Source organism: Rhodomicrobium sp. Az07 (assembly GCF_018619475.1).
Classification (GTDB): Bacteria; Pseudomonadota; Alphaproteobacteria; order Rhizobiales; family Rhodomicrobiaceae; genus Rhodomicrobium.
The window spans coordinates 137,674-148,736 of sequence record NZ_JAHFZG010000008.1; the positions used below are offsets into that span (position 1 = coordinate 137,674).

General features: G+C 59.2%; 8 protein-coding genes and 2 pseudogenes. 5 read left to right on the forward strand and 5 right to left on the reverse strand.

Going from position 1 to position 11,063, the window contains the following annotated elements; all coding sequences use genetic code 11:
- Nucleotides 1–65: 65 nt before the first annotated feature.
- Nucleotides 66–2,210 carry a tetratricopeptide repeat protein gene (locus tag KKP04_RS15915; RefSeq protein ID WP_215029039.1) on the reverse strand — a complete coding sequence of 715 codons (2,145 nt, stop codon included), beginning with the start codon at nucleotides 2,208–2,210 and terminating at the stop codon, nucleotides 66–68.
- 596 nt (nucleotides 2,211–2,806) lie between these two features.
- On the opposite strand from KKP04_RS15915, the gene cpdR reads away from it, so the two are divergent.
- The gene (cpdR, locus tag KKP04_RS08120) at nucleotides 2,807–3,166 is read left to right on the forward strand and encodes a cell cycle two-component system response regulator CpdR (protein ID WP_215029043.1); all 360 of its coding nucleotides are present in this window, start codon (nucleotides 2,807–2,809) and stop codon (nucleotides 3,164–3,166) included.
- Between the two features lie 75 nt (nucleotides 3,167–3,241).
- On the opposite strand, the gene KKP04_RS08125 is transcribed toward cpdR, so the two are convergent.
- Nucleotides 3,242–4,405 (reverse strand): site-2 protease family protein, encoded by a 1,164-nt coding sequence (locus KKP04_RS08125; protein WP_215029046.1) that lies wholly within the window; start codon nucleotides 4,403–4,405, stop codon nucleotides 3,242–3,244.
- 599 nt (nucleotides 4,406–5,004) lie between these two features.
- Entirely contained in the window at nucleotides 5,005–5,586 is a 582-nt protein-coding gene (locus KKP04_RS08130) for a carbonic anhydrase (protein WP_215029049.1), read from the reverse strand.
- A 360-nt stretch (nucleotides 5,587–5,946) separates the two neighbouring features.
- Between KKP04_RS08130 and KKP04_RS08135 the strand changes: the two genes are divergently transcribed.
- From KKP04_RS08135 to KKP04_RS08150, 4 genes are all read left to right on the forward strand, one after another.
- Nucleotides 5,947–6,942 carry a UDP-glucuronic acid decarboxylase family protein gene (locus KKP04_RS08135; protein WP_215029052.1) on the forward strand — a complete coding sequence of 332 codons (996 nt, stop codon included), beginning with the start codon at nucleotides 5,947–5,949 and terminating at the stop codon, nucleotides 6,940–6,942.
- Between the two features lie 47 nt (nucleotides 6,943–6,989).
- On the forward strand, nucleotides 6,990–8,333 hold the full coding sequence (locus KKP04_RS08140; protein ID WP_215029055.1) for an O-antigen ligase: 1,344 nt from the start codon (nucleotides 6,990–6,992) through the stop codon (nucleotides 8,331–8,333).
- Between the two features lie 42 nt (nucleotides 8,334–8,375).
- Complete coding sequence (locus KKP04_RS08145; RefSeq protein ID WP_215029058.1) at nucleotides 8,376–9,509, forward strand: glycosyltransferase; 1,134 nt, start codon at nucleotides 8,376–8,378, stop codon at nucleotides 9,507–9,509.
- Between the two features lie 332 nt (nucleotides 9,510–9,841).
- On the forward strand, nucleotides 9,842–10,399 hold the full coding sequence (locus tag KKP04_RS08150; RefSeq protein ID WP_215029061.1) for an SGNH/GDSL hydrolase family protein: 558 nt from the start codon (nucleotides 9,842–9,844) through the stop codon (nucleotides 10,397–10,399).
- 412 nt (nucleotides 10,400–10,811) lie between these two features.
- On the opposite strand, the pseudogene KKP04_RS15515 reads toward KKP04_RS08150, so the two are convergent.
- Both KKP04_RS15515 and KKP04_RS08155 read right to left on the reverse strand, forming a co-directional pair.
- Nucleotides 10,812–10,910: pseudogene (locus KKP04_RS15515) on the reverse strand (ATP-binding protein); the annotation flags it as partial.
- A gap of 42 nt (nucleotides 10,911–10,952) precedes the next feature.
- Nucleotides 10,953–11,063: pseudogene (locus tag KKP04_RS08155) on the reverse strand (IS5/IS1182 family transposase); the annotation flags it as partial.

Consider the following 11,063-nt stretch of genomic DNA (forward strand, 5'->3'; position numbering starts at 1 on the left):
GCGAAAGTCGTCACGCGAAAAGCCGTGGCGCGAAAAGGCTTGTACGAGCGCTGCGAAGTTCATCTTCAGCCGCGACCGGCGCCGCTTGCCACACGTGGCAGTTGTTGGACGGAAGGCTGCCAGGTCCCGGCCTTGTCCTGTGCGGCCTGCGTTTCCGCAGCCGAGAGCAGATGCTTGACACGTCCGGCGGCGCGGATCGCTTCCTTGTCGCCCTCGCGTGACGCAACTTCATACCAGAAGAAAGCCTTCTGATAGTCCTTGGCGAGCCCAAGGCCGCGTTCGTAAAGCAGCGCCAGATTGAACTGGCTGTCGGTCAGTCCGGCTTGCGCGGCGGCGGTGAACAGGCTCGCCGCCTGCTTGTAATCCTCGGGCTTATCGTGCGCCGTCAGCAGCACCGCGAGGTTGTGCATGGCGCGCACATGACCGGCGGCGACGGCGCGGCGATACAGATCAATCGCCTGGCCTTCGTTCTTCTGCACACCCGCGCCGCGCTCGTAAAGCGAGGCGAGCACGAACTGCGACTCGGCGTGGCCCTGCTCGGCCGCGCGTGCGAGCCAGCGGGAAGCCGCCGCGGGGTCGCTCTGGCCGTTCTCTTCCCTCAGGAAACGGCTCGCGATGCGAAACTGGGCATCGCGATCGCCCCGGCTCGCCGCGTTGGTCAACTCCTGAAGATCTTCGCTCTTGAGCGGTGCGCCACCCTGATCCGAGGCGGAAAGGAGTGACGGCAGAAAGGGCGTGAAGGAGGCGGACTTCGACGCGGCGCCCCGGTTCTGAGCGTTCGCGTTGCTCGTCTTCGGGGCGAGGACCGGCTGCGTTTGCACCGGCGCAGCAGGCTGCGCGATTTCGGTCTGCTCGGCCACCGGCGTCTGAGCGGCGGGGCGTTTCGCCTGTGAGTGGAGATAATAGAGTACCGCGCTCGCAATCAGCAGGACGACGGCGACGACCGACAGGCCGATCAGCGGCAGCGTCTTGTCGTCATCGGAGAAAAGCGAACTCTTGGATGTGGGCTGTGGCTGCCTCGCGCTCGCATCGCCTTGGCTGGCGCCGGACTGAATCCCCCGATCCGCCTCTTCGAGCGCGCGCAACAGGTTCGCATCCGCTCCCACAGCCGAGCGGCTCGTGATGGAGCCGAGGTGCGGCATCTGCGTCGGTTCGGACCCGAATTCGGCATCGGGGCGCGTGTAAACGGCCGCGCCGGAGGCGATGGGCATATGGACGCCGGCCCGCCGCTTCTGGGTGGGTGCCGGTGTCGAAGCCGATGGCGCGGTCACCGTGGCGATGCGGTCGCCCGATTGATCGCGTTCGAGGAACTGACGCAGCGTGTCGTGGACGCGTTCGAGCGCGGCGGCCGTGCGTTCGCCGCTCTCCCGCGACTGGGCGTTGAGCGCACGAAGCTCGTTCTCGACGCGGCCGATTCCGCCGATGTCGCCGCTCTCGTTAAGCGCCGCGGCGATGTGTTCCGCGGTGACGACGGCGGCGCGCGACGCGGCTACGGCGACCGTTTGCCCGAGTTCCTTGACCGTATGCCGCGCGGCCGTCTCGAACCCCTGTCGGGCGACCTCGGCACGGCCGGTTGCCACGAGAATTTCCTTCGCGGCGCGCGCGATGCGCTCGGCATCGGATGCCGTCTGCTTGCGCGTCGAGTCGAGCGACCGCGACAGATCCTGAAGCTTTGTCTCGACCGCCACCATGGTTTGCTCGCCGGGCATCGCCTCGGCAAGCCGATCGACCCGAGCGATGATTTCTGCGAGCTTTTCGTTGATGGAGACGATTTCGCTCTTGTCGGCTTCCTGGCGGCCGAAAGCCGATTTCAACTCCGCGAATTTCTGTTCGAACCAGGCAAGCTCCGTTGTCTGGCCCTGCGCGGCGGCGGGATGCGTCGGCGGCGCTGAAGGTGTGGCTTCGAAAGCGCGAGGCGTGGAAAACTCGCCAATGCGGGCTGTCAGCTCTTCCATGGGCGGAAAGCCCTTTGGGCGCGCCGCGCGCATCTTCTGTAGATAGGCGTAAAGCTGCGTTTCGGCGTCTTGGCCCCCGTCGAACAGCGCCGAACGACCGGGCTTCTCCTGATTCGGAGATCTTTCGGCGGGCGTCAAAGTATCGTCGCCGCGATTGGCATCGGGCTCGCCCTCTGGCGCGATGTCCCACGCCGCGCGCCTGTCGCGGGTGTTTTCGACATCGAGGTCGCCATTTTCCAAGCGGCCTTTTTTCACGTTGTCCTGTCCCGCCCTATCGATGGAAAAGCGCTCGCTGCCCCTGTGGTCCTGAACGATCAGTCTTACGAACCGCAAGAGGATACGGGCATGCGTCTCTCTCTAGCAGACGAACTGCAAACATGAGGTAAACGCACGGTAAAAACAGGATAAATTCCGCCGGAGGAGCCTTCGTGAGCGTGCGGCAGGGCGGTCTTTCGTCCTGCTTCCGCAGCCTTCGAAGCAGGGCCGATTCTGCGCCGATTCCCTGCCTCTTGCCAACGATGCAGGCTGCGTTCCTGCGGATTAGGCGAAGACCGCGCCCGTGATGCAACGATTTGAGAGTCCAAAGCCGCACTCCGCGGCGGGGGGATCCTGCTGCAAGGGCCCGGCATGGTCGCACGGTTAACGGGTTGGCCGCCTCCTCGGGCTTCGCTTCCGTCGGTGCGAGGAAAAAAGGGCGTGAAGCCAACGAGGTAGCGGCCGTTTGCGATCTGGTAAGGTTAAGGCAAGGTTGAGGATCGCATTTGTTTCAAGATGAGATAAACGTCGATTGAAAGCTGTTCGGCTGAGGTGACGGTCGAACGAACGCGTTCTGTTTTTTGAGTTCGGGTGCCATGTTTACAATCTTGCTGGCGGAAGATGACGATTCGATGCGGCGTTTCCTGTCGAAGGCTCTGGAGCGCGCGGGCTATGAGGTGATCTCCTACGACAACGGTGCTGACGCGCTTGAGGGGCTCAAGGAGAACCGCGTCACGCTCCTGTTGACGGACATCGTCATGCCGGAAATGGACGGGATCGAGCTTGCCAAGCGCGGCGCCGAACTTGACCCGGATATGAAGATCATGTTCATCACAGGTTTCGCGGCGGTTGCGCTTCAACACTACCAGGAGGCGCCCGAGAAGGCGCGGATCCTGTCGAAGCCCATCCATCTGAAGGATCTCGTGCGCGAAGTCGACCGCATGCTGGCCGCCTGAGGCATGTATCGACGCCACGCGCGGGCTTCTCGAACAGCGCGTTCGAGCGAACGGTTCCGGCTGCGCTCGAAACGCTCAGTTTCCCGAGGTCGCGGGCTCCGGCGTGGCCGCCTTCCTGGGCAGCGCCAGTTCTTCCCGAAGCGTGACGTAGTTCAGGAAGTCGGTTTCGGACACCGTGCCGAGAAGCGTGGTGCCTTCGAGCACCGCCAGATGGCGGCAACTGTTGGCTTGCAGTTTGCGCAGAGCCTCGAAGGCGGTCGCTGTGGGCGAAACGACGGTGCCGAAAGTGAACGGCTCCGCGATGGCCCGGACATAGGTTTCGGGCCATTGCGACTCGGGAATGCGGCGGATCTGCTCGGGGCCGATGAAGCCGAAAGCCCGGTTGCCTTCCGTCACCACGACGAATTTGCGGTTCTGCGGGTAGATCGTGTCGCGGACGAGCCGTTCGACGGTGAGATCGGGCGCGACCGTTACGGGGCTTCGCTCCATGAGATCGTCGACGCGAACGCCGCGCAGGTTTTCCGCCGCATTGGTAACGCCGCGCGCCTGCGCCGCCGCCGCCGCCACGAACAGGCCGATGAGAAGCAGCCATGTGCCGCCCGTCATGTTGCCGTTCACGATCTGGATGAGGCCGATCACCACGAGGAAGGCGCCGAAGACGGACCCGAACGCCGCCGAGATGCGCGTCGCTCGTCTCAGATTGCCGGTGCGCCACCAGATGAGAGATCGCATGACGCGACCGCCGTCGAGCGGGAAGGCGGGGGCGAGGTTGAACAGCGCGAGCATCGTATTCGCCACAGCTAGAAACGAGAACACGCCTGACAAAGCGGGGAGGTTCGGGCTCGTCGAAAGCATCGCGAGGTAGCAGAATGCCGCGACCGCAACGCTGGCCACGGGGCCCATGAGCGCCACCCAGAACTCGGCACGTGGCGTTTGCGGCTCCTGCCGGATTTCCGCGACGCCGCCGAAAATGAACAGCGTGATATCGCCGACCGGCAGGCCGAAGCGGCGCGCGACGGACGCGTGGGCAACCTCGTGGATGACTATGGAGAAGAAAAGCCCCGCCGCCCCCGCGATGCCCATGGCAACGTACATATAGGAGTTCTGATGAGGGACCACGCCGGGAAAATACCTCGATGCGAGCGTCAGCACGAGGTAGAAGGCGAGGAAAAACCACGTGACGTCGATGACGACGCGAAAGCCGAGAAGCGAGAAAAGACTGAACCGGGCCGCGAACATGTGTTCTCCAAAGCGGGGATCGGCGGCGCAGCTTTAACTGCCCGCTTACGATATGTGAAACGGAGCGCCGCGAAGTTCAAGCGTTTCGAGAGCGCACCCTGTCGCGCACAAGTTTTCGCAGGCGAAGGAAATTGCCGGCCGTTTCGGTGGCGGGGAGCCTTTACACCGGGAAGGAGCCTTGCCGACACTAATTCGGCATCGTCGTCGCGGCGGCAAAACCCACGGAGCGCGCCGTCCTCCGCGAGACTACGACCTGGAACGTCATCAGACCGGAGGCAGCGGCCGAGACTGTTTCAAGGCGACCTCGGACGACGACGAAGCGAAAACCGCACAATGTGGGAGTTGTCCCTGCCGAAAACGTGGGGAAGGTGTCGCGAAGCACTTGCGCTCCGCCACGAGGTGACGCTGCCACGCTTCGTAAAGGCTGAGTAGGACAGCCCATGCCGCGACACCGCGTAAGCGCCGAACGCGCCAGCATCGCGACGTTGAACTTGTCGAAGGTTCAGTCTCCGTTTTGCAGAGGCGACTGAAAAGGTCGCGCGGGACAACGGATTCCTGCCGGCGCCTCCAAATGATCGGCGGCGCCCTCAAGGCATCTGCTACGCTGCCCGACCGGCTTCCGTCGCCTCCGGAACCTCGATCAGTGCGCCGGTGTGGACGTCATAGACGTAGCCGTGAACGGGAATGGCCTTCGGCACGAGGGGATGGCCGCGAATGCGCTTCACGTCCTCGACCACGCTGGCCTTCTGGTCGGAAATCGTGAGCCAGTTGATGTACTTGCCTTCATCCGAGCCGGGTCCGTGCCCGTGATCGTGCCAGCCGTGCTCGTCGATGGTCGCGGTTTCGAGGCTGTCTTGCAGGAGCCCCGACATCACCTCGTTGGTGAACAGCTCCATCCCGCAGTCGCTATGATGTATGACGAACCACTCGCGGGTGCCGAGAAGCTTGCAGGAGATGACGAGCGAGCGGATGGCGTCATCGCTCGCGCGCCCGCCAGCGTTGCGGATGACATGCGCGTCGCCCTCGGCAAGCCCGGCATATTTCGCGGGATCGAGCCGGGCGTCCATGCAGGTCAGGATCGCAAAATGACGGCCCGGAGGCAGCGGCAGGCTGCCTTTGTCACCAAACTCCGCCTGATAAGCGCGATTTGATTCAAGCACTTCATCGACGATCTTGCTCATCTGGTCCTCCGTGATGATCCCTGCGAACGCAGCCGACCTCGCCATGTTCCCACCGCCGCGACTGGTGTACTCCGGTCTCGAACGAACTGGAAAGACATGTGCAAATTTTCAACAGGAAGTTGAAAAACGCGGAGAGATGTTGCGCATTTGGATAAAATCGTCTAGGGCTCGAGTGGAGCGAATTTGGCGTTTGATGCCCCGTTGCGCGAGTTCTCGCTCGAATGTCAAATTCAAAAACCTCACCAGATATGTTGCTGGTGGTGCGTTGCGTTCCGAATTTGCTTGTGGGTATGCAGCAAACGGATTCAACAAGGCGGAGTCTGTAATTAGTTCGACAGTAATAGTGGAAGGAATTGTGCCATGGGTAGCAAGACTATTCTCGTTACTGGAGGGGCCGGTTTTCTTGGCTCCCATCTCTGTGACCGTCTGCTCGCCGATGGGCACGACGTCCTGTGCCTCGACAATTTCTTCACCGGCGCCAAGCGAAACATTGAACATCTCATAGGCCATCCGCGGTTCGAGCTTATACGCCACGACGTAACCTTCCCGCTCTACGTCGAGGTGGACGAGATCTATAATCTTGCGTGCCCCGCCTCCCCCATCCATTACCAGCACGACCCCGTTCAGACGACAAAGACGAGCGTGCATGGCGCGATCAACATGCTGGGCCTTGCGAAACGCTTGAAGTGCCGGATCTTTCAGGCTTCCACATCGGAGGTTTACGGGGATCCTGCCGTGCATCCCCAGACCGAGGATTATTGGGGTAACGTCAATCCGATCGGCTCGCGCTCCTGCTACGATGAAGGGAAGCGGTGCGCCGAGACCCTGTTTTTCGATTACAATCGGCAGCATAAGCTTGAGATCAAGGTGGCTCGCATCTTCAATACCTACGGGCCGCGCATGCATCCAAACGACGGGCGCGTCGTGTCGAATTTCATAGTGCAGGCGTTGAAGGGCGATCCGATCAGCATTTACGGCGATGGCAGCCAGACGCGTTCTTTCTGCTATGTGGACGATCTGATCGAGGGCTTTGTGAAACTCATGACCAGCCCAGCCGGTATAACGGGGCCGATCAATCTCGGTAATCCGGGTGAATTTACCATCCGTGAATTGGCGGAAATGACGCTGGAGATGACCGGCTCAAAGTCTAAACTGGTCTTCCGACCGCTGCCGGAAGACGACCCCAAGCAACGACAGCCGAGCATAACGCGCGCGCGCGACTTGCTGGACTGGCACCCCGAAATTCCGCTTCGGGAGGGCCTTCGGCATACAATCAATTACTTCGACCTGCTATTGTCAGACCGCTCCAACGAGTGGCAGTCCCCTTCTTCCGGTATGGCCGGCCGCGTGGCTTGACAGGCGGCCAGTCTTGATGTCGCCGCAGTGCCTATGGAGTTGATCCATTGACAAGACAGCTATCGGATCTATCGTTCAGGCGACTTCCCTTTGCCCCGATCTATGCTGCGGATTACGCTCACCGGGCGGGATTATCAAGAACAATTCCCTTGTCGATGGCGCGTCAGGATGCAAGGGAAACCTTCCCGTATCCCCTGCTATTTTGTATTTATGCAGTGATAACGGCATTCTATGCTGCCGGGATTTACGACGGAGAACTAAGCAAGAAAATAACTTTGATAAAGTGGTTGTCTTTAGTGCCCCTTATCATTCTGTTGTTTTGGTATAGAAGAAATATGCGAAACCTGACTGGCAGTGCGTTTCTGTTTGTTGCGTTACTATGCGCGATCTCGGCGAGCGTTTTAACCAGCCTGAATGTCTCCTTGAGTGCGGCGACTTTAGTGAGTGTCGCATTTGTCTTGATCGCTGGCTATTTATTGGCAGAACATTTAGCCAACACAAATTGTCAGAGACAGTTTTTCGTCATCTTTGCGAACGTTGGCCGCGTTGTCATTGTTTCATCAGCCATTATGTGGGCACTCGGCATCAATCTCGGACGCGCCGCGCCGCGTTTTTCGGGCTGGACAGATAATCCCAATACCCTCGGTCCGGAAATCGCCCCCTGCCTGATCATCATGATCGCTGGCGTGTTCCAAGGTCGTCGCAGTTCGTTCTTCTGGAACGCTCCGTTTATTGCAGTTGGTGCTTTTGTACTCCTGCAGACAGAGTCTCGCGCATCCATTTTGTGGGTTTTGGCATCAACGGCTACATTCGTAGTGATCAAGTTCGGATTTTTCCGAAGCACCGTAATGGCGATATTCGCTTCATGCATCTGGGTCGGTTGGGGCGACGAAATACGCAATCAATCTCTTGCACTCCTCAACAGGAATCCGGATCCGTTTGCCGCAAATGATTTGTTGAGCGGACGTTCCGAGGTTTGGGCTCTTGCATACGACCTGATTCCTCAAAGTCCATTTCTCGGCTTTGGCTTAGGAAGCTCGAAACTACTGACCGAGAGTTACCAGTGGGTCTTTATCGAGCATCAGGGCGAGCATTTCCACAATTCCTATCTGACGGTTCTTGTTGAAACCGGTATAGTCGGCTTCTTTGCGCTCTTGGCAATTTTGACGACCGCCTTTCTGAGAGGAGCACAGAGAGCACATCGTGATAAACTGCGGCCTGATTGGGCTACAGCCTCTCTTCCATTTGTTATGCTGTCGGGTGCTCTCTTTCATGCAATGTTCGAAACATGGCTTCTCTCCGCAGGGAACGTTAATTCTCTGTTACTGTGGGTTTGCCTTGCTTTATTGTGTGCAAGGGCTCCTTCAATGGCCCGACAAGTGCGCCGATGATGCGAGGCTTGTTCAGTTCTATTCGACTAATACGTACAGGACATGGTCGCAATAAAGATTGATCGTGGCGAGGGAGCCTTGAAGGTATTTTTGGCTGGAACAAGTTTTCACCACAGCTACGGTGGACCGGCGTTTTCCGTTTCTCGGTTGAGCTCTGCCCTCGCCGGTGCAGGCATCAATATCGGAGTTTGGGCACCAGACGGTTCGGCTGTGACGACGCGGTTGATAGCCGAAGGCTTACCGATGCTGCGTCGCTTTGGAGGAAGTCTGGAAATCGCCCTTGAGAACTTCGGACGACCCGACATTTTACATGACAACGGTATCTGGTTGCCTAGCAATCACCGCGCGGCTGTGCTGGCGGACACGGCTGAGATTCCCCGCATTGTGAGTCTGCGCGGAATGCTGGAGCCCTGGGCACTTCGGCACAAGCGCATCAAGAAGGCAATCGCATGGTCCCTTTATCAGCGTCGGGATCTGAAATCGGCAGCTCTGCTCCACGCAACCGCCGATAGTGAATGTAATCACATCGGTGCTTTGAATCTTCGCCGTCCCATCGCCGTCATCCCGAATGGGACAGACCTCCCCGACGAACAGGAACTGCGGCGTCAAAATCACGATCGGGCACCTCGTACAGCCCTTTTTTTGAGCCGGATTCATCCGAAGAAAGGCTTACCCATGCTGGTCGACGCCTGGGCGAGACTGCGGCCGTCCGATTGGATGTTACGGATAGCCGGACCCGATGAAGGGGGGCACCGTGCCGAGGTCGAGGCGCTCGTCACATCGGCAGGCATTGCCGATGTGGTTCAGTTTTCGGGGGAACTGAGTGGCAGGGAAAAGACAGCCGCGTATGCGTCGGCCGATTTGTTCATCCTGCCCACACATTCCGAGAATTTCGGCATGGTTGTCGCGGAGGCTCTTGCACATGAGGTGCCCGTGGTCACGACAAGCGGGGCGCCCTGGCAGACGCTGGTGGATCATGCGTGCGGATGGTGGGTTCCTCCAACCGCCGAAGGAATCGCAGAAGGCCTCCATCAGGCGCTGTCCTGTCCGCCCGATACGTTGCGAGACATGGGACGCAGAGGGAGAATTCTTGTCGCTGCACAATACGGGTGGGACGGGATTGCCCTGCGTTTTCTGGCGACCTATGAGGCTGTTATGGCCTCGAGGCGGTCGTGATGCGGGCAAAGCAAAAGCATGCGCCGCCGCCGAGACGTCGAGCGCGGCAGAAGCGTAGAGGGACAGTCTGTTGCGCGAGGGGGACGACGAAAATCGCGCTCGTGATCAATTCTAATGGCTCTGGCGCATACCGCATAACATCGCGGTCTGTTCAGCACCGCTCGCGTCATAACTCGTCAATTGCTTTACAGGAATTATTCCGGAGCACTCAATGAGACGATTCAACTTGACCCGGATCCGCATATCGCGGGCGTCGCGTTTGCGCTCGCACCGTTACTGTCATGGAGTTTTCATTGCGCGCCATGCTCGGGCTGGGATCTCCGATACTCACAATGCCTGATCGCGACGAGGCCGCCGGAGGCTTCGGCTACATTTCCGCCCCGAACCAGGATGTCCGTCGCTTCTTCGCGCGCAACAAGATCAATCGCTTTTCCATGCGGTCCGACGAAATAGAAGCGCAAAAGGCGCCCGATCACACGCGGATCTTGTTCATCGGCGATTCCGTTACTTACGGGACGACCTATATCGATCAAACGCGCATTTTTACTACTCTGGTGGCAAACCGCGCCTCAGAGCGGATCGGCAACCCAGTCGAGATACTGAATGCCTCCGCCGGGGGTTGGGCTCCTGAAAATGAGGTCGGCTTTCTCCTGAGCAAAGGCACCTTCGAATCCGATCTTGTCCTGATCGTTCTGAATACTGCCGATCTCAACAGCCCTTTAGCAGATTCATCCCGCATGCCGGGATGCCCACCGAAAAACCTTCAACTGCGCTTGGCGAAGTCTACGCGAGGTATCTGGCTCCCCGGCTTTTTGGAGTCCGTGGCGTGGCAGCAGACCCCGGAGCTATCTCTCGGCAGGCAGGTGACATCGTCGACGAAGTTGCAGTGACACTCGCCACACTGGAAAGAGGGCGTGCTTACGCGCTTGCTCACAAAGCAAGGTTCGGTATTGTTTACGTTCCGTCGAGAAGCAAGGATCGGGACGGAGACGACTATCGGAGCGGAAAGGAACTTCTCGCAAAATGGGCGACTTCCCGTAGCGTCCCCTTTATTGATCTGACCGATGACTTTACGGATCACGCCAATGATACTCTCTATCTTGAGAAAGAGGCAGCCAGATTCACCTGAGCAAGGCGGGACATGAAGTTGTGGCGACGCGGCTTCTGAATGAGTTGCCTTCGCTTCGTAACGAGAACACGCAGCCATTGAGCCTGCAATTCCGGCATTGATCCGGTTCTGACATATGTCAACCGACATCCGGAACTGCCCGGTTGCGACACGAAGAACTGCCCCGACATTGATCAGTCCTTTTTGTGAGGCTGCAGAAGACCGCTGCGACGTTTTTCCTTGAGGCGATAGCTGTCGCCGCAGATGGTGATGACGTGGCTGTGATGGGCAAGCGGGCTAGGTCACCGACTCGTAAGCCCGCAGCCAGATCCGCTCTAGGTCACCGACTCGTAAGCCCGCAGCCAGATACGGACTGACGCAAGCTTGACGGATGCGAGGAAATTGTCGTCGCGCTTGTCGTAGCGGGTTGCGACGGCTCGGAAGTG

Bases quoted from the DNA above. Each gene is read 5' to 3' on its own strand.
- cpdR (WP_215029043.1), top strand. From the start codon at position 2,807: ATGTTTACAATCTTGCTGGCGGAAGATGACGATTCGATGCGGCGTTTC.
- KKP04_RS08125 (WP_215029046.1), bottom strand. From the start codon at position 4,405: ATGTTCGCGGCCCGGTTCAGTCTTTTCTCGCTTCTCGGCTTTCGCGTC.
- KKP04_RS08130 (WP_215029049.1), bottom strand. From the start codon at position 5,586: ATGAGCAAGATCGTCGATGAAGTGCTTGAATCAAATCGCGCTTATCAG.
- KKP04_RS08135 (WP_215029052.1), top strand. From the start codon at position 5,947: ATGGGTAGCAAGACTATTCTCGTTACTGGAGGGGCCGGTTTTCTTGGC.
- KKP04_RS08145 (WP_215029058.1), top strand. From the start codon at position 8,376: ATGGTCGCAATAAAGATTGATCGTGGCGAGGGAGCCTTGAAGGTATTT.
- KKP04_RS08150 (WP_215029061.1), top strand. From the start codon at position 9,842: ATGCCTGATCGCGACGAGGCCGCCGGAGGCTTCGGCTACATTTCCGCC.